This window comes from Pseudomonas cistanchae (genome assembly GCF_054483635.1).
On sequence record NZ_JBTLWN010000001.1, the window covers coordinates 1,138,436 to 1,160,153 of the forward strand.

Consider the following 21,718-nt stretch of genomic DNA (forward strand, 5'->3'; position numbering starts at 1 on the left):
CTACTGCCAACGGCCTGCGTCATATAACCGTGTTGCTAGACGAAGCCGTCGAAGGCCTCGCCGTGCGCACCGATGGCTGCTATCTGGACGGCACCTTTGGGCGTGGCGGACATAGCCGGCTGATTCTGGAAAAGCTTGGGCCGGATGGACGGCTACTGGGGTTCGATAAAGATCCCCTGGCGATTGCGACGGGGAATGCGCTGGCGGCCGAAGACGGCCGCTTTGTCGTTGTGCAACGCAGTTTTGCGGAACTTGGCGAAGAAGCGCTTGTCCGCGGCCTGGCGGGAGCGGTCGACGGCGTGCTGCTTGACCTTGGCGTCTCCTCGCCGCAGCTGGACGATGCCGAGCGTGGCTTCAGCTTTATGAATGACGGTCCGCTGGATATGCGCATGGACCCGAGTCGTGGCGTCAGTGCCGCCCAGTGGATCGCCACGGCCAGCGAAGAAGATATTGCCCGTGCGTTCAAGGAGTATGGCGAGGAGCGTTTCGCCAAGCGCATGGCCCGCGCCGTGGTGTTGCGTCGTAGCGAGCAGCCCTTCGAGCGCACTGCGGATCTGGCCCAGGTGCTGACCGTTGCCAATCCGGCCTGGGAAAAAGGCAAGAATCCGGCGACTCGCGCCTTTCAGGGGCTGCGCATTCAGATCAACAACGAGTTGGGCGACCTCGAGCGTGGCCTTGACGCTGCGCTGGAAACGCTCAGGGTAGGCGGGCGTCTGGTGGTCATCAGTTTCCATTCGCTGGAAGACCGCATCGTCAAACAGTTCATGCGCAAGCACGCCAAGGGCGAGCAGGACACCTTGCCGCGTGATTTGCCAATCATTCCCAAGGCCTTCGAGCCGCGCTTGAAGCTTATCGGCAAGCCGGTTTTCGCCAGCGAGGCCGAACTGCAGGCCAACCCACGATCGCGTAGCGCCGTGATGCGTATAGCGGAGAAAGTGCGATGAGCGCCGTATTCGCCAAACCGCTGCCGCGCGGCAGCCTGCTGATGCTGGTGTTGTTTCTCGCCGTGCTCGGTTCGGCGCTTGCGGTGTCCTACTGCGCGCACTGGAACCGGCAGTTGCTCAACGAGCTGTATTCCGAACTGAACACCCGTGACAAGACGCAGGCGGAGTGGGGGCGTCTGGTGCTCGAACAAAGCACGTGGACCGCCCACAACCGTATCGAGGCGCTGGCCAGCGAGCAGCTGAAAATGCGTATTCCGGAAGCCGCCGAAGTCCAGATGGTGGCGCCATGATCAAGCTTGAAGGCGCGCTTTACCCGTGGCGGTTCCGCCTCGTGCTGCTGCTTCTGGCGCTGATGGTGGGTGCGATCGCCTGGCGCATTGTCGACCTGCACGTGGTCGACCATGACTTCCTCAAGGCCCATGGCGATGCGCGCAGCGTTCGCCACATTCCGATCCCTGCGCACCGCGGGCTGATCACCGACCGTAACGGCGAGCCCCTGGCCGTCAGCACGCCGGTGACCACGCTGTGGGCCAACGGCAAGGAATTGCAAGCCGCAAAAGGCCAGTGGGCCGCTTTGGCCGAATCGTTGGGACAGGAACCCAAAGCCTTTGCCGAGCGCCTGCAGGCCAACGCCGAGCGCGAGTTTATGTACCTCGTCCGCGGCTTGACCCCGCAGCAGGGCCAGCGAGTGCTTGATTTGGACGTGCCAGGCGTATACGCCATCGAAGAATTCCGCCGGTTCTACCCCGCCGGTGAGGTCGCGGCCCACGTGGTGGGTTTCACCGATATCGACGACCGGGGTCGCGAAGGCATGGAGCTGGCCTTCGAAGAGTGGCTGGCTGGCGTACCCGGCAAGCGCCAGGTGCTCAAAGATCGCCGTGGCCGCTTGATCAAGGACGTTCAGGTTTCTCAGAACGCCAAGGCGGGCAAGGCTCTGGCGCTGTCGATCGACTTGCGCCTGCAGTACCTGGCGCACCGCGAACTGCGCAATGCAATCACCGAGTTCGGCGCCAAGGCCGGCAGCCTGGTGCTGCTCGACGTGCAGACCGGCGAAGTGCTGGCGATGGTCAACCAGCCCACCTACAACCCCAACAACCGGCGCAACCTGCAGCCGGCAGCCATGCGCAACCGAGCAATGATCGACGTGTTCGAGCCGGGTTCGACGGTCAAACCCTTTTCTATTGCTGCCGCCTTGAGTACAGGTCGCTGGACGCCGGAAATGACCGTGGACACCGCTCCCGGCACCCTGCGCATTGGCCGCTACACCATCCGCGACGTATCGCGCGCTGGGGTTCTGGACCTTACCGGCATCCTGATGAAGTCCAGCAACGTCGGCATGAGCAAGATTGCCTTCGACATCGGCGCCGAGCCGATTTACGCGCTGATGCAGCAAGTGGGGCTCGGCCAGGATACCGGCTTGAGCTTCCCTGGTGAGCGCGTCGGCAATCTGCCTAATTATAGAGTCTGGAAACAGGCTGAAACCGCGACTCTGGCCTATGGCTACGGCCTGTCGGTGACCGCGGTGCAGCTCGCCCATGCCTATGCAGTGCTGGGCAACGACGGGCAGAACGTCCCACTGTCTTTGGTGCGCACGGATGGCAAGCCGGTTTCCACGCAGGTGATCGACCAGCAAATCGCCAATACCGTGCTCGGCATGCTCCAGGCCGTGGTCGAAGAGCCGGGCGGCGGCGGTGCACGCGCCAAGGTGCCGGGCTATCACGTCGGCGGCAAGAGCGGCACCGCGCGCAAGGCCGCCGTCGGCAGCAAGGGCTATGTCGACAACGCTTACCGTTCGTTTTTCGCCGGTGTCGCGCCTATCGACAACCCGCGCATCGCCGCAGTGATCATGATCGACGAGCCGAGTGAAGGCGGTTATTACGGCGGCCTGGTTTCGGCACCGGTGTTCGGCAAGGTCATGGCGGGCGCGCTGCGCCTGATGAACGTCGCACCCGACAACCTGCCCGAACCGCAAACCGCCACCGTGGCCGCTGAAAAAGGAGGGCGTATCTGATGCCAATGCCCCTCAACCAATTACTCTCAGGCGCCGCCAGCTCGGTGCTGATTCGTGAACTGACCCTGGACAGCCGCAAGGTGCGTCCGGGCGATCTGTTCCTGGCCGTGCCCGGTACCGAGCAGGACGGGCGCGTGCATATCGCCGACGCCATCGCTCGCGGTGCTGCTGCCGTGGCCTATGAAGCGCAGGGCGCGCAGGCGATGACCGCGCACAGCGCCGAGCTGGTGGCGATCAAAGGGCTGGCCGGGCAGTTGTCGGCGATTGCCGGCCGCTTCTACGGCGAGCCGAGCCGCGGGCTGCACCTGATCGGCATCACCGGCACCAATGGCAAGACCAGTGTCAGCCAGTTGCTGGCGCAGGCGCTGGATCTGCTTGGCGAGCGCTGCGGCATCGTCGGCACGCTGGGTAATGGCTTCTACAACGCGCTGGCGCTCGGCCGCCACACCACCCCGGACCCGATCGGGGTGCAGGCGACCCTGGCTGACATGAAAAACGCCGGCGCCCGCGCCGTCGCGATGGAAGTGTCGTCCCACGGCCTGCACCAGGGCCGCGTCGCCGCATTGGCATTCGATGTTGCGGTGTTTACCAACCTGTCGCGTGACCACCTCGATTATCACGGCTCGATGCAGGCTTATGGCGAAGCCAAGGCCGCCCTGTTCAATTGGTCAGGCCTGCGTTGCCGGGTACTCAATCTGGACGATGCCTTCGGCCGCGAGCTTGCGGCGGCTGAGCATGAGTCGCGCCTGATCAGCTACAGCCTGGAGAACGCCGAGGCGTATCTGTATTGCCGTGATGCGCATTTCGATGAGCAAGGCGTACGGGCGACACTGGTCACTCCGCGTGGTGAAGGCAGCCTGCGCAGCTCATTGCTGGGCCGATTCAACCTGAGCAACCTGCTCGCCGTGGTCGGTGCGCTGCTCGGTATGGACTATCCGCTCGACGAGATTCTCAAGGTGCTGCCGCAGTTGCAGGGGCCGGTTGGCCGGATGCAGCGACTCGGTGGTGTCAACCGGCCGCTGGTGGTGGTCGATTACGCGCACACCCCGGATGCCCTGGAAAAGGTTCTCGAAGCACTCCGCCCCCACGTCAAAGGCCGTCTGCTGTGCCTGTTCGGCTGCGGCGGCGATCGTGACAGCGGCAAGCGGCCATTGATGGCTGACGTGGTCGAGCGTCTCGCCGATGGCGTGCTGGTCACCGATGACAACCCGCGTAGCGAATTGCCCCAGCAGATTTTCAGCGACATCCGTGGCGGTTTCAAAGCACCCGAGCAGGTGCAGTTCGTCCATGGCCGCGGCCAGGCGATTGCCCAGCTGATCGCTGGCGCCAGCGTCGACGACGTGCTGGTGCTCGCCGGCAAGGGCCACGAGGACTACCAGGAGATCAACGGTGTGCGTCAGCCGTTCTCCGACCTGATCGAAGCCGACAAGGCATTGGCCGCATGGGAGGCTCGCAATGCTTAAGGCCCTGCGTCTGAGCGACATCGCCCTGTCCTTGAATGCCCGTTTGCTGGGCGAGGACCGCGAATTCAGCGCCGTCAGCACCGACAGCCGGGCGATTCAGCCGGGCCAGCTGTTTATCGCCCTGACCGGCCCGCGCTTTGACGGCCATGATTACCTGGCCGATGTCGCCGCGCGCGGCGCCGTGGCGGCCTTGGTCGAGCGCGAAGTAGCCAATGCACCGCTGCCGCAGGTGCTGGTCAGCGACACGCGCATGGCCCTCGGTCAGCTCGGTGCATTGAATCGTCAGGCTTACGGCGGCCCACTGGCCGCGGTAACAGGCTCCAGCGGCAAGACCACGGTGAAAGAGATGCTCGCGAGCATTCTACGCACCGCGTTTGCTGAACAAGGCGCGGCCGTGCTGGCCACGCGGGGTAACCTGAACAACGACCTCGGCGCACCGCTGACACTGCTCGAGCTCGCACCGCAGCACAAAGGCGCGGTGATCGAACTGGGCGCTTCGCGCATTGGCGAAATTGCCTATACCGTCAGCCTGACGCGCCCCCATGTCGCCATCATCACCAACGCGGGCAATGCCCATGTCGGCGAGTTCGGCGGGCCGGAGAAAATCGTCGAGGCCAAGGGCGAAATCCTCGAAGGGCTTACAGGCAACGGCGTGGCGGTGCTCAACCTGGACGATTCGGCTTTCGCCCAATGGCATCAGCGCGCCGGACAGAATCAGGTGATCAGCTTTGCCCTGATTAATCCGCAGGCGGACTTCCACGCCAGTGATCTGGCCCGCGACTCGCGCGGCTGCTCGGCCTTCACCCTGCATTGCGCAGAAGGCCAGGCGCGCATCCAGCTCAACCTGCTCGGCGAGCACAATGTTGCCAATGCGCTGGCAGCCGCAGCCGCTGCGCGTGCACTGAGCGTGCCGCTGGTGGATATCAAGCGTGGGCTGGAGCTCCTGCAGCCGGTCAAAGGCCGAGCCGTCGCTCAGTTGGCGAGCAACGGTGTGCGGGTGATCGATGACAGTTACAACGCCAACCCGGCCTCGATGTGCGCCGCCGTCGATATTCTTGCCGGCTTTGCTGGCCGCACCGTGCTGGTGCTCGGCGATATGGGCGAGCTTGGCGAGTGGGCCGCGCAGGGCCACCGCGATGTCGGTGAGCATGCACGTGGCAGGGTTTCCGCGCTCTATGCCGTCGGCCCGCTGATGGCACATGCGGTGGCCGCATTCGGCAGCGAAGCACGTCATTTTGCCGATCAAGCCAGCCTGATCGAAGCGCTCCGCGCCGAGCAGGGCGATACCACCATTCTAATAAAAGGCTCACGCAGCGCCGCGATGGATAAAGTCGTGGCGGCGCTGTGTGGCACTTCCGGGGAGAGTCACTAAATGCTGCTGCTGCTGGCGGAGTACCTGCAACAGTTCCACAAGGGCTTCGCGGTCTTTCAGTACCTGACCCTGCGCGGCATTCTCGGTGTGCTCACCGCACTGGCGCTGTCGCTGTGGCTGGGGCCGTGGATGATCCGCACCCTGCAGATTCGCCAGATCGGCCAGTCGGTGCGCAACGACGGCCCGCAGTCACACCTGTCGAAAAAGGGCACACCTACCATGGGTGGCGCGCTGATTCTTTCTGCCATCGCCATCAGCACCTTGCTCTGGGCCGACTTGAGCAACCGCTACGTGTGGGTGGTGCTGGCCGTGACCCTGCTGTTCGGTGCCATCGGCTGGGTCGACGATTACCGCAAGGTGATCGAAAAGAATTCCAAGGGGCTGCCGAGTCGCTGGAAGTATTTCTGGCAGTCGGTGTTCGGTCTGGGTGCAGCGGTCTTCCTTTATATGACCGCGCAAAGCCCGGTCGAAACCACGCTGATCCTGCCGCTGCTGAAAGACGTGAGCATTCCGTTGGGCATCGGCTTCGTGGTACTGACCTACTTTGTCATCGTCGGCTCGAGCAATGCGGTCAACCTGACTGACGGCCTCGACGGTCTCGCCATTCTGCCAACGGTGATGGTCGGCGGCGCGCTGGGGATCTTCTGCTACCTATCGGGCAACGTGAAGTTCGCCGAGTACCTGTTCATCCCCTACCTGCCGGGCGCGGGCGAGCTGATCGTGTTCTGCGCCGCGCTGGTCGGCGCCGGGCTCGGCTTCCTGTGGTTCAACACCTACCCGGCGCAAGTGTTCATGGGCGACGTCGGCGCGCTGGCGCTGGGTGCTGCACTGGGCACCATCGCCGTCATCGTTCGCCAGGAAGTGGTGCTGTTCATCATGGGCGGGGTGTTCGTGATGGAAACCCTGTCGGTAATCATCCAGGTGGCGTCCTTCAAGTTGACCGGCAAGCGGGTGTTCCGCATGGCGCCGATTCATCACCATTTCGAACTCAAAGGCTGGCCTGAACCGCGCGTAATCGTGCGCTTCTGGATCATCACCGTGATTCTGGTGTTGATCGGCCTAGCCACCCTGAAACTGCGTTGAGGACTGAGGATTTATAACCGCATGAGCCTGATCGCTTCCGATCACTTCCGCATCGTTGTCGGCCTCGGCAAGAGCGGCATGTCCCTGGTGCGCTTCCTCGCGCGCCAGGGCCTGCCGTTTGCCGTGGTCGACACCCGTGCCAACCCGCCGGAGCTCGCCACCTTGCGCGAACAGTTTCCGCAGGTGGAAGTGCGCTGCGGCGAGCTGGATGTGGAGTTCCTTTGCCGGGCCAGCGAACTGCTGGTCAGCCCGGGGCTGGCCATCGCCACCCCGGCGTTGCAGGTCGCCGCTGCACGCGGGGTCAAACTGTCCGGCGATATCGACCTGTTCGCCCGTTATGCCAAGGCACCGATTGTTGCGATCACCGGCTCCAACGCCAAGAGCACCGTCACCACCCTGGTTGGCGAAATGGCCGCGGCAGCGGGCAAGAAGGTCGCGGTCGGCGGCAACCTCGGTACCCCGGCGCTGGATCTGCTTAGCGACGACATCGAGCTGTATGTCATGGAGCTGTCGAGCTTCCAGCTGGAAACCACCGACCAGCTCTACGCCGAAGTGGCGACCTGCCTGAACATCAGCGAAGACCACATGGATCGCTACGCCGATCTGCCGGCTTATCACCTGGCCAAGCACCGGATCTTCCGCGGCGCCCGCCAGGTTGTGGTGAATCGCGACGACGCACTGTCGCGGCCGCTGGTGGCAGACAACCTGCCGTGCTGGTTTTTCGGCCTCGGCAAGCCGGATTTCAAGCGTTTCGGCCTGATAGAAGAAAACGGCGAGAAATACCTGGGTTACCAGTTCGCCGCACTGCTGCCAGTGCGTGAATTGAAGATTCGCGGCGCGCACAACCAGTCCAATGCGCTGGCCGCGCTCGCACTCGGGCATGCGGTCGGCCTGCCATTCGAGCCGATGCTGGAAACCCTGAAACACTTCGCTGGCTTGCCCCATCGCTGCCAGTGGGTCGGCGAGCGTGCCGGTGTGAGCTTCTACGATGATTCCAAGGCCACCAATGTCGGCGCTGCGCTGGCCGCTATCGAAGGCCTGGGCGCCGACATCGCCGGCAAGCTGGTACTCATCGCCGGCGGCGACGGCAAAGGCGCGGACTTCTCTGCACTGCGTGGCCCGGTGGCGAAATTCTGTCGCGCGGTAGTGTTGCTCGGTCGTGATGCCGAGCGGCTGGCCGCCGCCCTCGGTGATGAGGTGCCGCTGATCCGCGTGAACAGCCTGGAACAAGCCGTGCAGCAAGCCGCAGGGCGGGCCGAGGCCGGCGACGCCGTACTGCTGTCGCCAGCCTGCGCCAGCCTGGACATGTTCAAGAACTTCGAAGAGCGCGGTCGTCTGTTCGCTCAAGCGGTGGAGGCGCTCGCCTGATGCTCGCCTTACTGCGCCCTTATCCGTCACCGCTGTTCAGCCGTCGTGGCATGGATGTGGATTTTCCGCTGCTCGCCGGTTGCCTGGCCTTGCTCGGCCTGGGCCTGGTGATGATTGCTTCGGCGTCGTCGGAAGTCGCCGCAGTCAATTCCGGCAACCCGCTGTACCACATGATCCGCCACCTGATTTATCTGGTGATCGGCCTCGGCGCCGCCGGTGTGACGCTGAAGATTCCGATGGCCACCTGGCAGCGCTTCGGCTGGCTGCTGCTGCTCGCCGCGTTTGCCCTGCTGGTGATGGTGCTGATCCCTGGCATCGGTCGCGAAGTGAATGGCTCCTCGCGCTGGATCGGTTTCGGCGCCTTCAACGTACAGCCCTCGGAGATCGCCAAGGTTTTCGTCGTCGTCTACCTGGCCGGCTACCTGGTGCGCCGTCAGGAAGAAGTGCGCGAGAGCTGGGCGGGTTTCTTCAAGCCGTTCGTGGTGCTGTTGCCGATGGCAGGTTTGCTGCTGCTGGAGCCGGACTTCGGCGCCACCGTGGTGATGATGGGTGCGGCCGCTGCCATGCTGTTCCTCGGCGGGGTCGGCCTGTTCCGTTTCAGCCTGATGGTGGCGCTCGCGGTGGGCGCGGTGTTCGTGCTCGTGCAAACCCAGGAGTACCGCCTGCAGCGTCTGATTACCTTTACCGATCCCTGGGCTGACCAGTTCGGTTCGGGCTACCAGTTGACCCAGGCCCTGATCGCATTCGGTCGCGGCGAGTGGTTCGGCGTTGGTCTGGGTAACAGTGTGCAAAAGCAGTTCTACCTGCCGGAAGCCCACACCGACTTCGTCTTCGCTGTGTTGGCCGAAGAGCTAGGCATGATCGGCGCACTGGTCACCGTCGGCCTGTTCGTATTCGTCAGCGTGCGCGCGCTCTACATCGGCCTCTGGGCGGAAAAGGCCAAGCAGTTCTTCTCGGCCTACGTCGCCTACGGTCTGGCGTTTCTGTGGATCGGCCAGTTCCTGATCAACATCGGGGTGAACGTCGGCCTGTTGCCAACCAAGGGTCTGACGCTGCCGTTCCTCAGTTACGGCGGCAGCTCGCTGGTGATCTGCTGCGTCAGCCTGGCGCTGCTGCTGCGCATCGAATGGGAGCGGCGGACGACGCTCGGCAGCGAAGATGTGGATTTCGAAGAAGCCGATTTCCCCGACGCCGGCTCGCCCGTGGCGCCAGTCAGGGAGGTGCAGCATGCGCGGTAATGTGCTGATCATGGCGGGCGGTACCGGCGGCCACGTGTTCCCGGCGCTGGCTTGTGCCCGTGAATTTCAGGCGCGTGGCTACAGCGTGCATTGGCTGGGTACACCGCGCGGCATCGAAAACGAACTGGTGCCTGCCGCCGGGTTGCCCTTGCACCTGATCAACGTCAGCGGCTTGCGCGGCAAAGGCAAGCTGTCCTTGCTGAAAGCGCCGCTGCAGCTGCTCGGCGCCCTGTTCCAGGCGCGCAAGATCGTCCGCGAGCTGCAGCCGGTTTGCGTGCTCGGCATGGGCGGCTATGTCACCGGGCCTGGCGGGCTGGCGGCCAAGCTGGCTGGCGCGCCGCTGATCATCCACGAGCAGAATGCCGTGGCCGGCACCGCCAATCGCAGCCTGGTGCCGTTTGCCAGTCGGGTGTGCGAGGCCTTCCCGAATACCTTCAGCAACAGCGCCAAGCGCCGCACCACCGGCAACCCGGTGCGCGAAGAGCTGTTCCTGGAAACCCCGCGCGATACCCTGACCAGCCGTCGGCCACGCCTGCTGGTGCTGGGCGGCAGCCTGGGCGCCGAGCCGCTCAACAAGCTGCTGCCCGATGCGCTGGCCCTGGTCGATGCCGAGCAACGCCTTGAGGTGTTCCACCAGGCCGGCAAGCAGCACGACGCAATTACCGCTGAACGCTATCGCGCCGTGGGCGTCGAAGCGCAGGTCGCTCCCTTTATCAAGGACATGGCGCGCGCCTACGCCTGGGCCGACCTGGTGGTGTGCCGCGCAGGGGCGTTGACCATCAGTGAGCTGGCCGCCGCCGGTTTGCCGTCGTTCCTGGTGCCATTGCCCCACGCGATCGACGACCACCAGACGCGCAACGCCGATTATCTCGCCAAGGAGGGCGCCGCCGTCCTTCTGCCACAACGATCCACTGACGCCGCCGCACTGGCCGCGCAGCTGACCGAGGTTTTGATGCACCCCGAACGACTCAACCACATGGCGCAAACTGCCCGTCGTCTGGCCAAGCCCGACGCCACTCGCACCGTTGTCGATATCTGCCTGGAGGTGGCCCGTGGCTAAGTCTCCCGCCGCCGCGCGTTCGGAAATTCGCCGCATGCGCCGCATCCGCCGGATCCACTTCGTTGGCATCGGTGGTGCTGGCATGTGCGGCATCGCTGAAGTGCTGCTCAACCTCGGTTATGAAGTGTCCGGTTCCGACCTCAAGGCCTCGGCGGTGACCGAGCGTCTGGAAACCTTCGGTGCGCAGATTTTCATCGGCCACCGTGCCGAGAACGCCGAGCAGGCTGACGTACTGGTGGTATCCAGCGCCGTCAACACCAGCAACCCGGAGGTCGCGACCGCGCTTGAGCGGCGCATTCCGGTGGTGCCACGTGCCGAGATGCTCGCCGAGCTGATGCGTTATCGCCACGGCGTCGCGGTTGCCGGTACCCATGGCAAAACCACCACCACCAGCCTGCTGGCCTCAGTATTTGCCGCAGGTGGCCTGGACCCGACTTTCGTGATTGGCGGCCGCCTGAATGCGGCCGGCACCAATGCCCAGCTGGGTACCAGCCGCTACCTGATCGCCGAGGCCGACGAGAGCGACGCCAGCTTCCTGCACCTGCAGCCGATGGTCGCAGTGGTCACCAATATCGACATGGACCACATGAGCACCTATGGCGGTGACTTCAGCAAGCTGAAGAAGACCTTCATCGAGTTCCTTCACAACCTGCCGTTCTACGGGCTGGCGGTGGCGTGTGTGGATGACCCGGTAGTGCGCGAGATCCTGCCGCAGGTGGCGCGCCCGACTGTCACCTACGGCTTTGGCGAAGACGCCGACGTGCGTGCGATCAACGTGCGTCAGCAGGGCATGCAGACCTTCTTCACGGTGCTGCGCCGCGACCGCGAGCCGCTGGATGTGTCGGTCAACATGCCAGGCAACCACAACGTCCTGAACTCCCTGGCGACCATTGCGATTGCCAGCGACGAAGGCATCAGCGATGAGGCCATCGTCCAGGGTCTTTCAGGTTTTCAGGGTGTGGGCCGGCGCTTCCAGGTGTATGGCGAGCTGCCTGTTGACGGCGGCAGCGTGATGCTGGTCGACGATTACGGCCACCATCCCCGTGAAGTGGCGGCGGTGATCAAGGCCGTGCGCGGTGGCTGGCCCGAGCGCCGCCTGGTGATGGTGTACCAGCCGCATCGTTTCAGCCGTACCCGCGATCTTTACGACGATTTCGTTCAGGTGCTGGCCGACGCCAATGTACTGCTGCTGATGGAGGTTTATCCGGCCGGCGAAGAGCCGATTCCCGGTGCCGACAGCCGTCAGCTGTGCCACAGCATCCGTCAGCGCGGCCAGCTGGACCCCATCTACATCGAGCGCGGCGTGGAGTTGGCGCCGCTGATCAAGCCGCTGCTGCGCGCTGGCGACATCCTGCTGTGTCAGGGCGCCGGCGACATCGGCGGCTTGGCGCCGCAATTGCTGCAGAGCCCGCTGTTTGCGGGCAAAGGTAAGTTGATATGAATGGCGAACGTTTGAAATCCCAGTTGCCGGTATCCGCCTTCGGACGCGTCGCCGTGCTGTTCGGCGGCAAGAGCGCCGAGCGCGAGGTGTCGCTGAAATCCGGCAATGCGGTGCTGCAGGCATTGCAAGGCGCCGGTGTCGATGCGTTTGGCATCGATGTCGGCGATGACGTCCTGCAGCGCCTGCTCGCAGAAAAGATCGACCGCGCCTTTATCGTGTTGCACGGTCGCGGTGGCGAAGACGGCAGCATGCAGGGCCTGCTCGAGTGCGCCGGGATTCCTTACACCGGCAGCGGCATTCTTGCTTCGGCTCTGGCGATGGACAAGCTGCGCACCAAGCAGGTCTGGCAGAGCCTCGGCCTGTCGACGCCGCGGCATGCCGCGCTGGCTTCGCAGGCCGACTGCGAAGCGGCTGCCAGCGAGCTGGATTTCCCGTTGATCGTCAAGCCGGCCCACGAAGGCTCGAGCATCGGCATGGCCAAGGTGACCACCCTGGACGAGCTGATAGCGGCGTGGCAGGAGGCCAGCCGTTACGACTCGCAGGTGCTGGTCGAGCAGTGGATCCAGGGCCCGGAATACACCATCGCCACCTTGCGCGGCCAGGTGCTGCCGCCGATTGGCCTGGGCACCCCGCACAGCTTCTACGACTACGACGCCAAGTACCTGGCCAATGACACCCAGTACCGCATTCCCTGCGGCCTCGATGCTGCAAAGGAAGACGAGCTGAAAGCGCTCACCGCACGCGCCTGTGAAGCGGTCGGCACCCAGGGCTGGGCCCGTGCCGACGTGATGCAGGACGCCGACGGCAAGTTCTGGCTGCTGGAGGTCAATACCGTGCCAGGCATGACCGATCACAGCCTGGTGCCGATGGCCGCTCGCGCCGCTGGGCTGGATTTTCAGCAGCTGGTGTTGGCGATTTTGGCCGACAGCCTTGAGACGCGGGGTTAAGTGATGAACGCCTCCCTTCGTCACCAGCCAGGTTCTGTTCGCGCACCCGTGCGCGGCAAGCCTGCGCAGCGCGGCGCTAGCCGTCTGGTGGCCAAGGAGCCGATCAGCATGCGGGTGCGCATGCCCAAGGCCAATGTGGGTCTGCTCAAGCGGATTACCTGGCCGGTACTGCTGGTGCTGCTGGGTTTCGGCGCATACGAGCTGGCTCAGCGTCTGCTGCCCTATGCCGATCTGCCGATCGCCAAGATCAGCGTCGAGGGCGACTTGAGCTACATCAGCCAGCAGGCGGTGCAGCAGCGTATCGAACCGTTCGCTGCAGCGAGTTTCTTCAGCGTCGATCTGGTCGGCATGCGCCATGAGCTGGAACAGATGCCGTGGATTGCCAGCGCGCAGGTTCGCCGGGTGTGGCCGGATCAGTTGGTGGTGAAGCTGGAAGAGCAATTGCCAATCGCCCGCTGGGGTGACGAGGCGCTGCTGAATAACCAGGGCCAGGCTTTCGAACCCCGTGAGCTGGCGAATTATCAGCACCTGCCGCAGCTGTATGGCCCCCAGCGCGCGCAACAGCAGGTGATGCAGCAGTACCAGGTGCTCAGCCAGATGCTGCGGCCCCTGGGGTTTTCGGTGGCACGTCTGGAGCTGCGTGAGCGCGGCAGCTGGTTCCTGTCCACCGGGCAGGGCATCGAGCTGTTGCTGGGCCGCGATCATCTGGTGGAAAAAATACGGCGTCTGACGGTCATTTACGCCAAGACGCTGAAAGAGCAGCAAGCGAATATCGCGCGGATCGATCTGCGCTATGCCAGCGGCCTCGCCGTGGCGTGGCGTGAGCCGGTGGCGCCCACGGCGGCTGAAACCGCTGTCGTGCAGTGAATCAGGAGAAGACAGGATCCATGGCAAACGTGCAGAGCGGCAAGATGATCGTCGGCCTCGACATCGGCACCTCCAAGGTGGTGGCGCTGGTGGGTGAGGTAACGGCCGATGGCCAACTGGAAATCGTCGGTATTGGCACCCACCCTTCGCGCGGCTTGAAGAAAGGTGTGGTGGTGAATATCGAATCCACGGTGCAGTCGATCCAGCGCGCCGTGGAAGAAGCGCAGTTGATGGCTGGCTGCCGCATCCATTCGGCCTTCGTCGGTGTCGCCGGCAACCACATTCGCAGCCTGAACAGCCACGGCATCGTCGCGATTCGTGATCGCGAAGTCAGCCCGGCCGACCTCGAGCGGGTGCTCGACGCCGCTCAGGCAGTGGCCATTCCGGCGGATCAGCGGGTGCTGCACACGCTGCCGCAGGATTACGTGATCGACAACCAGGAAGGCGTGCGCGAGCCGTTGGGCATGTCCGGCGTGCGTCTGGAGGCCAAGGTGCACGTGGTCACCTGTGCGGTGAACGCGGCGCAGAACATCGAGAAATGCGTACGTCGCTGCGGCCTGGAAGTCGATGACATCATTCTTGAGCAACTGGCGTCCGCGTATGCGGTGCTGACCGATGACGAGAAAGAACTGGGCGTTTGCCTGGTCGACATCGGCGGCGGTACTACCGACATCTGCATCTTCACCGAAGGGGCGATTCGCCACACCGCGGTGATCCCGATTGCTGGCGACCAGGTGACCAACGACATCGCCATGGCCCTGCGTACGCCAACCCAGTACGCCGAAGAAATCAAGATCCGCTACGCCTGCGCCCTGGCCAAGCTGGCGGGTGCCGGCGAAACCATCAAGGTGCCGAGCGTTGGTGATCGTCCACCGCGCGACCTGTCGCGTCAGTCCCTGGCCGAAGTGGTCGAGCCGCGTTACGACGAGCTGTTCACCCTGATCCAGGCCGAACTGCGCCGCAGCGGCTACGAAGACCTGATCCCGGCCGGCATCGTGCTCACCGGCGGCACCGCAAAAATGGAAGGCGCGGTCGAACTGGCCGAGGAGATTTTCCATATGCCGGTGCGTCTGGGCGTGCCCCACAGCGTCAAGGGCCTGGCCGATGTGGTGCGCAATCCGATTTATTCAACAGGCGTGGGCCTGTTGCTGTATGGGCTGCAGAAGCAGACCGACGGCATCTCCATGTCTGCGATCAGCAGTTACAACGACGAACCGAAAATGCCGGTGATCGAGCGCCTGAAGCGCTGGGTGCAAGGCAATTTCTGATTCACAACAGTGTTTGCAGTAGGCGTTACAACCAAAAAGTAAAAGGAGAGGGGAAATGTTCGAACTCGTAGATAGCGCACCGCAGAGTGCTGTAATTAAAGTAATCGGCGTCGGTGGTGGCGGTGGCAATGCCGTCAATCACATGGCGAAAAACAATATCGAAGGCGTCGAATTCATCTGCGCCAACACCGATGCGCAGGCGCTGAAAAACATCGGCGCGCGTACCATCCTGCAGCTCGGCACCGCCGTGACCAAGGGCCTGGGCGCAGGCGCGAATCCTGACGTCGGCCGTCAGGCCGCGATGGAAGATCGCGAGCGCATCGCCGAAGTGCTGCAAGGCACCGACATGGTCTTCATCACCACCGGCATGGGTGGCGGTACCGGTACCGGTGCAGCCCCCGTAATCGCTCAAGTGGCCAAGGAAATGGGCATTCTCACCGTTGCCGTGGTGACCCGACCGTTCCCGTTCGAAGGCCGCAAACGCATGCTGATCGCCGAAGAGGGCATCCGTGCTCTGGCAGAAAGCGTCGACTCGCTGATCACCATCCCCAACGAAAAACTGCTGACCATCCTCGGCAAGGATGCCAGCCTGCTGTCGGCGTTCGCCAAGGCGGATGACGTGCTGTCCGGTGCCGTGCGCGGTATCTCCGACATCATCAAGCGTCCGGGCATGATCAACGTCGACTTCGCCGACGTGAAAACCGTGATGAGCGAAATGGGCATGGCGATGATGGGCACTGGCTGCGCCAGCGGTCCGAACCGCGCCCGTGAAGCGACCGAAGCAGCCATCCGCAACCCGCTGCTGGAAGACGTAAACCTGCAGGGCGCGCGCGGCATTCTGGTGAATATCACCGCAGGTCCCGACCTGTCCCTGGGTGAGTACTCGGACGTCGGCAACATCATCGAGCAGTTCGCTTCCGAGCACGCCACCGTCAAGGTTGGCACCGTGATCGATCCGGACATGCGCGACGAATTGCACGTCACCGTGGTCGCTACCGGCCTGGGCGCGAAAATCGAGAAGCCGGTCAAAGTTATCGACAACACCGTTCAGGTTGCTGGCAACTCCGCCATTTCGGCTGCGCCGACCGTCCCGTCGCGCAACGAGCAAAGCGTCAACTACAAGGACTACGAGCGCCCGACCGTTCAGCGTCAAAGCCATGCGGGCGGCGCCACCGCGGCGAAGCTGAATCCGCAGGACGACCTGGATTACCTGGACATCCCGGCATTCCTGCGTCGTCAGGCCGATTGATGGAATGTATCAGGAGTATTGGGGTGATTGGTGTTCAGCAAAGGTCGGTTCTGCTATCATCGCCGGCCATTGTTGAAAACTATTCGCAACTAGTGCTATAGCGGCCAAAGCCATGATCAGACAACGCACCCTGAAGAACATCATCCGCGCCACCGGCGTCGGCCTGCATTCCGGGGAAAAGGTTTACCTGACCCTGAAGCCGGCACCGGTGGACACCGGTATCGTGTTCCGTCGTACCGACCTCGACCCTATCGTGGAAATCCCCGCACGAGCAGGCAATGTCGGTGAAACCACCATGTCGACCACGCTGGTCAATGGTGATGTCAAGGTGGATACGGTAGAGCATCTGCTTTCGGCCATGGCTGGCCTGGGCATCGATAACGCCTACGTCGAGCTCTCCGCGTCCGAAGTGCCGATCATGGATGGCAGCGCTGGTCCTTTCGTATTCCTGATTCAATCCGCGGGTCTGCAAGAGCAGGAAGCCCACAAGAAGTTCATCCGCATCATCCGCGAAGTGACGGTCGAGGAGGGCGACAAGCGCGCCACCTTCGTGCCTTTCGAGGGGTTCAAGGTGACCTTCGAGATCGATTTCGATCACCCGGTCTTCCGCAATCGCACCCAGTCGGCCAGCGTTGACTTCTCCAGCACCTCGTTTGTGAAAGAAGTCAGCCGCGCCCGTACATTCGGCTTTATGCGTGACATCGAGTTCCTGCGTTCGCAGAACCTGGCACTCGGCGGCAGCGTGGACAATGCCATCGTTGTGGACGAGTACCGGGTGCTGAACGAAGACGGCCTGCGCTATGAGGACGAGTTCGTTAAGCACAAGATTCTCGACGCCATCGGTGATCTCTACCTGCTTGGCAACAGTCTTATCGGTGAGTTCCGTGGGTTCAAATCGGGGCATGCCCTGAACAATCGTCTGTTGCGCGCGTTGATCGAGCAAACCGACGCTTGGGAAGTGGTGACCTTCGACGATCCCAATACGGCTCCCATTTCTTACATGCGCCCGGTCGCGGCGGTGTAGGTCAAACTCCCTTCCTTTTGTTTTTCGAGGCCACCTTCGGGTGGCTTCTTTTTTTGCGGTGGTGCTCTATTCGCTGGGTTTGCCATGTTTGGCCAGACGTTCCAGCGCAGCGCGTAATTTGGGGTCGCGCACGCCATCTGCAGTTGCCTGGATGTTCTCGGCGGCGCTATTCGACAGGCTGATAGTGCGATTGGTTGCACGTATTTCGACAGTCGGCGGTTGCACCTTGAAGTGTATTTTCGCTAAGGTCGCGAACTCTTCGAGCAACTGAAGTTGCCTGAGCAAGCGTTTTTGTTGGTAGCGCAAGCGTGTGGCCCAGTGGCCATCGGTGACGATTAACAGCAAACAGCCTTCACGCCAGGACGCTACATGACAGTGTTCACGGGCAGCGGGTTGCAGTTGGCTTTCCAGTAGGCGTTGCAGTTGATCCAGGCGTTGAGCCTGATTGAACAGCGCTTTCAAGGGCTTCGCTTCGCGCAGCAGCGCGGCGGATGCCTTGGCCGGCAACGGACGAAACGACATGGCAGGACGCCTGACAAAGTGGAGCCGCCATGGTAGCAGAATCCCTGCTACTGACCTGGCTTCCACCCAAAGGGGAATCCATGCACATCATTCTACTCAGTCGCCGTCACGGTGCCGCTCGCTCGCTTAGTCTCGATCTACGTTGGCTATTGGCGGCGATGCTGGTGCTGGTTGCGTTGGCGCTGGGCGGCGGGGTGGCCTTTGGCGCCTGGTGGGCGCCACAGACCCCCCAGTTGCAAAACAGCGATCAAGTCACCCAGGCGCTCGATCAGCAACGGGCCGAAGTGGGCGCGGTGCGGCTCGATGCGCAACGCCAGCTGGATGCGTTTGCTGCGCACGTTGCCGAACTGCAGGCGCGTCTGACCCGCCTGGATGCGCTCGGCGAGCGCCTGACCGAGCTGGCGGAACTGGATTCAAGCGAGTTCGACTTTTCCCTCGATGTGGGTCAGGGCGGCCCTGAAGAGTTGTTCGACAGCGCAGCGTACGAGCCCCCTTCTTTTATCAGCACCCTGGACGAACTTGCGGTCAGGCTCGATAGCCGCGAGCAGCAGCTCGAAGTGCTCGAACAGCTGCTCGCCAGTCGGCAGCTCGACGAAGCCGAATACCTGGCCGGGCGGCCTGTCCGTCAGGGGTACATGTCCTCGCCATTCGGCCGGCGTACCGACCCGTTCACCGGGCGCGCTAGCGTGCACAAGGGTGTGGATTTCGCCGCCAAGGCCGGTAGCGACGTGGTGGCGGTTGCCGCCGGTGTGGTCACTGCATCGGAGCGCCGCAGCGGTTATGGCAACACCGTTGAAATCAGTCATGCCGATGGCTATGTCACGTTATATGCCCACAACCAGAGCAATCTGGTGCAGGTCGGCGATCTGGTGCAGCGCGGCCAGACCATCGCCAAAGTCGGTAGCACTGGACGCTCCAGTGGCTACCACGTGCATTTCGAAGTCAGCAAGGGAGGCCGTCTGGTCAACCCGGCCAGCTTCATCGCCCGAGTCAGCGACGTCGAATAACGCCGCTTTCCTCATCTGCGTTTCCGGGTAGAATGCCGCCTTTGCACGCAGCCATCAGGCTGCATGGGCAACTGTTCAAGTTGTCCTCCATCCATCACGCGTGGAAGAGCCTGTCGATATGTTTGCGCCTTTGTTGAAAAAACTCTTTGGAAGCAAGAACGAGCGTGAGGTCAAGCGCATGCTCAAGACGGTTCAGTCCGTCAATGCCTTCGAGGAGCAGATGCTTGCCCTCTCGGATGAGCAACTGCGCAGCAAGACCGATGAATTCAAAGCTCGCTTGGCGAAAGGCGAAACCCTCGACCAGCTCCTGCCGGAAGCCTTCGCGGTAGCCCGTGAAGCCGGCAAACGCGTGATGGGCATGCGTCACTTCGACGTACAGCTGATCGGCGGCATGACTCTGCATGAAGGCAATATCGCCGAGATGCGCACCGGTGAAGGCAAGACCCTGGTGGCGACCCTGGCGGTGTACCTCAACGCACTGTCTGGCAAAGGCGTGCATGTGGTCACGGTGAACGACTACCTGGCGCGCCGCGACGCCAACTGGATGCGCCCGCTGTATGAATTCCTGGGCATGTCAGTGGGTATCGTCACCCCATTCATGCCGCCGGACGAGAAGCGCGCCGCCTACGCCGCCGATATCACCTACGGCACCAACAACGAATTCGGTTTCGATTACCTGCGCGACAACATGGCGTTCAGCCTGGACGAGAAATTCCAGCGCGAGCTGAATTTCGCCGTGATCGACGAAGTCGACTCGATCCTTATCGACGAGGCCCGTACCCCGCTGATCATCTCCGGCCAGGCCGAGGACAGCTCCAAACTCTACATCGAAATCAACAAACTGATCCCGCGCCTCAAGCTGCACGTCGAGGAAGAAGAAGGCGTGGTGACGCAGGAAGGCCATTACAAGGTCGACGAGAAATCCCGCCAGGTCGAATTGAACGAGGCGGGGCATCAGTTCGTCGAAGAGCTGCTTAGCCAGGCTGGGTTGCTGGGCGAAGGCGAGAGCCTCTACTCGGCGCACAACCTCGGCCTGCTGACCCACGTGTATGCGGGGCTGCGCGCGCACAAGCTGTTCAACCGCAACGTCGAATACATCGTGCAGAACAATCAGGTGCTGCTGATCGACGAGCACACCGGCCGCACCATGCCGGGCCGCAGGCTGTCCGAAGGCCTGCACCAGGCCATCGAAGCCAAGGAAGGGCTGCCGATCCAGGCCGAAAGCCAGACGCTGGCGTCGACCACCTTCCAGAACTATTTCCGCCTGTACAACAAGCTGTCCGGCATGACCGGTACCGCTGACACCGAAGCCTTTGAATTCCATCAGATCTACGGCCTGGCCGTGATCGTGATCCCGACCAACCGAGCCCTGGCGCGCAAGGACTACAACGACCTGGTGTACCTCACCCAGGAAGAGAAGTTCGCCGCCATCGTTACCGATATCAAGGATTGCATGGCCCAGGGCCGGCCAATTCTGGTGGGTACCGCGTCGATCGAAAGCTCCGAATACGTGTCCCGCCTGCTGGAAAAAGAAGGCATCGAGCACAAGGTGCTCAACGCCAAGTTCCACGAAAAGGAAGCCGAGATCATCGCCCAGGCCGGTCGCCCTGGCGCCTTGACCATCGCCACCAACATGGCCGGTCGCGGTACCGACATCCTGCTCGGCGGCAACTGGGAAGTCGAAGTTGCCAACCTCGAGAACCCTACCGACGAGCAGATCGCGCAGATCAAGGCCGATTGGCAGAAACGTCACCAGCAGGTCATCGAGTCGGGCGGTCTGCATGTGATCGCGTCCGAGCGCCACGAATCGCGGCGTATCGACAACCAGCTGCGCGGCCGTTCCGGTCGTCAGGGCGACCCGGGTTCCAGCCGGTTCTACCTGTCGCTGGAAGACAGCCTGATGCGCATCTTCGCCTCCGATCGGGTGAAGAATTTCATGAAGGCCCTGGGCATGGAAGCCGGCGAAGCCATCGAGCATCGCATGGTCACCAACGCCATCGAAAAGGCGCAGCGCAAGGTCGAGGGTCGCAACTTCGACATGCGCAAGCAGTTGCTGGAATTCGACGACGTGGCCAACGAGCAGCGCAAGGTGATCTATCACATGCGCAACACCCTGCTCGCGGCGGACAACATCGGCGAGACCATCAGCGAGTTCCGCAAGGAAGTCCTGGACGGCACCATTAACCAGTACATCGCGCCACAATCGCTGCCGGAGCAATGGGACATCGCCGGTCTGGAAGACGCGCTGTTCAGCAGCTTCAGCATCAAGCTGCCGGTTCAGCAGTGGCTCGACGACGACCACAAGCTGTACGAAGAAACCCTGCGCGAGCGCATTCTCGAAGCGCTTATCGCGGCTTACAACGAGAAGGAAGACATGGCCAGCGCGGATGCGCTGCGCACCTTCGAGAAGCAGATTCTGCTGCGCGTGCTCGACGACCTGTGGAAAGACCACCTGTCAACCATGGACCACCTGCGCCACGGTATCCACCTGCGCGGTTACGCCCAGAAAAACCCCAAGCAGGAATACAAGCGCGAGTCCTTCACCCTGTTCCAGGAATTGCTCGATTCGATCAAGCGCGACACCATCCGTGTGCTGTCGCATGTGCAGGTGCGCCGCGAAGACCCGGTCGAGGAAGAAGCGCGTCTGCGTCGCGAGGCCGAAGCCATGGCCGAGCGCATGCAGTTCCAGCACGCTGAAGCGTCGGCCTTGTCCCAGCCGGATGCCGAGGCCGAGGAAGGGGATGTCGCGGTTGCCGCCATTCCGGTGCGCACCGAACAGAAGATCGGTCGTAACGAGCCTTGCCCTTGTGGCTCGGGCAAGAAGTACAAGCATTGCCATGGCCAGTTGACCTGA

At 62.8% G+C, this 21,718-nt stretch carries 18 protein-coding genes; 17 read left to right on the plus strand and 1 reads right to left on the minus strand.

Annotation, left to right across the window (positions count from 1 at the left end):
- The first annotated feature begins 14 nt into the window (after positions 1-14).
- From rsmH to lpxC, 15 genes are all read left to right on the plus strand, one after another.
- Complete coding sequence (rsmH, locus tag ACX0MV_RS05215) at positions 15-944, plus strand: 16S rRNA (cytosine(1402)-N(4))-methyltransferase RsmH (protein WP_458981764.1); 930 nt, start codon at positions 15-17, stop codon at positions 942-944.
- Positions 941-1,234 carry a cell division protein FtsL gene (gene ftsL / locus ACX0MV_RS05220; protein WP_458981414.1) on the plus strand — a complete coding sequence of 98 codons (294 nt, stop codon included), beginning with the start codon at positions 941-943 and terminating at the stop codon, positions 1,232-1,234. The genes rsmH and ftsL overlap by 4 nt, the downstream gene beginning before the upstream one ends.
- Positions 1,231-2,955: a peptidoglycan D,D-transpeptidase FtsI family protein gene (locus tag ACX0MV_RS05225; RefSeq protein WP_458981415.1), complete on the plus strand. Its 1,725-nt coding sequence runs from the start codon at positions 1,231-1,233 to the stop codon at positions 2,953-2,955. Before ftsL ends, ACX0MV_RS05225 begins: the two co-directional genes overlap by 4 nt.
- Positions 2,955-4,418, plus strand: coding sequence for a UDP-N-acetylmuramoyl-L-alanyl-D-glutamate--2,6-diaminopimelate ligase (locus ACX0MV_RS05230; RefSeq protein WP_458981416.1), 1,464 nt, complete (start codon positions 2,955-2,957; stop codon positions 4,416-4,418). The genes ACX0MV_RS05225 and ACX0MV_RS05230 overlap by 1 nt, the downstream gene beginning before the upstream one ends.
- Positions 4,411-5,790 carry a UDP-N-acetylmuramoyl-tripeptide--D-alanyl-D-alanine ligase gene (locus tag ACX0MV_RS05235; RefSeq protein WP_458981417.1) on the plus strand — a complete coding sequence of 460 codons (1,380 nt, stop codon included), beginning with the start codon at positions 4,411-4,413 and terminating at the stop codon, positions 5,788-5,790. Before ACX0MV_RS05230 ends, ACX0MV_RS05235 begins: the two co-directional genes overlap by 8 nt.
- Positions 5,791-6,873: a phospho-N-acetylmuramoyl-pentapeptide-transferase gene (mraY, locus tag ACX0MV_RS05240; protein ID WP_458981418.1), complete on the plus strand. Its 1,083-nt coding sequence runs from the start codon at positions 5,791-5,793 to the stop codon at positions 6,871-6,873.
- Positions 6,874-6,894: 21 nt separating this feature from the next.
- Positions 6,895-8,241: a UDP-N-acetylmuramoyl-L-alanine--D-glutamate ligase gene (murD, locus tag ACX0MV_RS05245; RefSeq protein WP_458981419.1), complete on the plus strand. Its 1,347-nt coding sequence runs from the start codon at positions 6,895-6,897 to the stop codon at positions 8,239-8,241.
- A complete protein-coding gene (gene ftsW, locus ACX0MV_RS05250) occupies positions 8,241-9,479 on the plus strand; it encodes a putative lipid II flippase FtsW (protein WP_458981420.1) in 1,239 nt (412 codons plus the stop codon). Before murD ends, ftsW begins: the two co-directional genes overlap by 1 nt.
- Positions 9,469-10,539, plus strand: coding sequence for an undecaprenyldiphospho-muramoylpentapeptide beta-N-acetylglucosaminyltransferase (gene murG / locus ACX0MV_RS05255; RefSeq protein ID WP_458981421.1), 1,071 nt, complete (start codon positions 9,469-9,471; stop codon positions 10,537-10,539). The genes ftsW and murG overlap by 11 nt, the downstream gene beginning before the upstream one ends.
- 34 nt (positions 10,540-10,573) lie before the next feature.
- Positions 10,574-11,980 carry a UDP-N-acetylmuramate--L-alanine ligase gene (murC, locus tag ACX0MV_RS05260; protein ID WP_458981765.1) on the plus strand — a complete coding sequence of 469 codons (1,407 nt, stop codon included), beginning with the start codon at positions 10,574-10,576 and terminating at the stop codon, positions 11,978-11,980.
- Positions 11,977-12,927, plus strand: coding sequence for a D-alanine--D-alanine ligase (locus tag ACX0MV_RS05265; protein ID WP_458981422.1), 951 nt, complete (start codon positions 11,977-11,979; stop codon positions 12,925-12,927). Before murC ends, ACX0MV_RS05265 begins: the two co-directional genes overlap by 4 nt.
- Positions 12,928-13,794: a cell division protein FtsQ/DivIB gene (locus ACX0MV_RS05270; protein ID WP_458981423.1), complete on the plus strand. Its 867-nt coding sequence runs from the start codon at positions 12,928-12,930 to the stop codon at positions 13,792-13,794. It begins immediately after the preceding gene.
- A gap of 20 nt (positions 13,795-13,814) precedes the next feature.
- Positions 13,815-15,062, plus strand: a complete 1,248-nt coding sequence (gene ftsA / locus ACX0MV_RS05275; protein ID WP_458981424.1) for a cell division protein FtsA — start codon at positions 13,815-13,817, stop codon at positions 15,060-15,062.
- Between the two features lie 55 nt (positions 15,063-15,117).
- Positions 15,118-16,311 carry a cell division protein FtsZ gene (gene ftsZ, locus ACX0MV_RS05280; protein ID WP_458981425.1) on the plus strand — a complete coding sequence of 398 codons (1,194 nt, stop codon included), beginning with the start codon at positions 15,118-15,120 and terminating at the stop codon, positions 16,309-16,311.
- A gap of 112 nt (positions 16,312-16,423) precedes the next feature.
- Positions 16,424-17,335, plus strand: a complete 912-nt coding sequence (gene lpxC / locus ACX0MV_RS05285; protein WP_458981426.1) for a UDP-3-O-acyl-N-acetylglucosamine deacetylase — start codon at positions 16,424-16,426, stop codon at positions 17,333-17,335.
- A 66-nt stretch (positions 17,336-17,401) separates the two neighbouring features.
- Here lpxC and ACX0MV_RS05290 read toward each other — a convergent pair whose 3' ends face one another.
- Positions 17,402-17,857, minus strand: coding sequence for a DUF721 domain-containing protein (locus ACX0MV_RS05290; protein ID WP_458981427.1), 456 nt, complete (start codon positions 17,855-17,857; stop codon positions 17,402-17,404).
- Positions 17,858-17,937: 80 nt separating this feature from the next.
- Here ACX0MV_RS05290 and ACX0MV_RS05295 point away from each other — a divergent pair, with 80 nt between their 5' ends.
- A complete protein-coding gene (locus ACX0MV_RS05295; RefSeq protein ID WP_458981428.1) occupies positions 17,938-18,864 on the plus strand; it encodes a peptidoglycan DD-metalloendopeptidase family protein in 927 nt (308 codons plus the stop codon).
- A gap of 118 nt (positions 18,865-18,982) precedes the next feature.
- Entirely contained in the window at positions 18,983-21,718 is a 2,736-nt protein-coding gene (gene secA / locus ACX0MV_RS05300) for a preprotein translocase subunit SecA (protein WP_458981429.1), read from the plus strand.

Coding starts and splice junctions, on each gene's coding strand:
- ftsL (WP_458981414.1), top strand. CDS start 941: ATGAGCGCCGTATTCGCCAAACCGCTGCCGCGCGGCAGCCTGCTGATG.
- ACX0MV_RS05225 (WP_458981415.1), top strand. CDS start 1,231: ATGATCAAGCTTGAAGGCGCGCTTTACCCGTGGCGGTTCCGCCTCGTG.
- ACX0MV_RS05230 (WP_458981416.1), top strand. CDS start 2,955: ATGCCAATGCCCCTCAACCAATTACTCTCAGGCGCCGCCAGCTCGGTG.
- ACX0MV_RS05235 (WP_458981417.1), top strand. CDS start 4,411: ATGCTTAAGGCCCTGCGTCTGAGCGACATCGCCCTGTCCTTGAATGCC.
- mraY (WP_458981418.1), top strand. CDS start 5,791: ATGCTGCTGCTGCTGGCGGAGTACCTGCAACAGTTCCACAAGGGCTTC.
- murD (WP_458981419.1), top strand. CDS start 6,895: ATGAGCCTGATCGCTTCCGATCACTTCCGCATCGTTGTCGGCCTCGGC.
- ftsW (WP_458981420.1), top strand. CDS start 8,241: ATGCTCGCCTTACTGCGCCCTTATCCGTCACCGCTGTTCAGCCGTCGT.
- murG (WP_458981421.1), top strand. CDS start 9,469: ATGCGCGGTAATGTGCTGATCATGGCGGGCGGTACCGGCGGCCACGTG.
- murC (WP_458981765.1), top strand. CDS start 10,574: ATGCGCCGCATCCGCCGGATCCACTTCGTTGGCATCGGTGGTGCTGGC.
- ACX0MV_RS05265 (WP_458981422.1), top strand. CDS start 11,977: ATGAATGGCGAACGTTTGAAATCCCAGTTGCCGGTATCCGCCTTCGGA.
- ftsA (WP_458981424.1), top strand. CDS start 13,815: ATGGCAAACGTGCAGAGCGGCAAGATGATCGTCGGCCTCGACATCGGC.
- ftsZ (WP_458981425.1), top strand. CDS start 15,118: ATGTTCGAACTCGTAGATAGCGCACCGCAGAGTGCTGTAATTAAAGTA.
- lpxC (WP_458981426.1), top strand. CDS start 16,424: ATGATCAGACAACGCACCCTGAAGAACATCATCCGCGCCACCGGCGTC.
- ACX0MV_RS05290 (WP_458981427.1), bottom strand. CDS start 17,857: ATGTCGTTTCGTCCGTTGCCGGCCAAGGCATCCGCCGCGCTGCTGCGC.
- ACX0MV_RS05295 (WP_458981428.1), top strand. CDS start 17,938: ATGCACATCATTCTACTCAGTCGCCGTCACGGTGCCGCTCGCTCGCTT.
- secA (WP_458981429.1), top strand. CDS start 18,983: ATGTTTGCGCCTTTGTTGAAAAAACTCTTTGGAAGCAAGAACGAGCGT.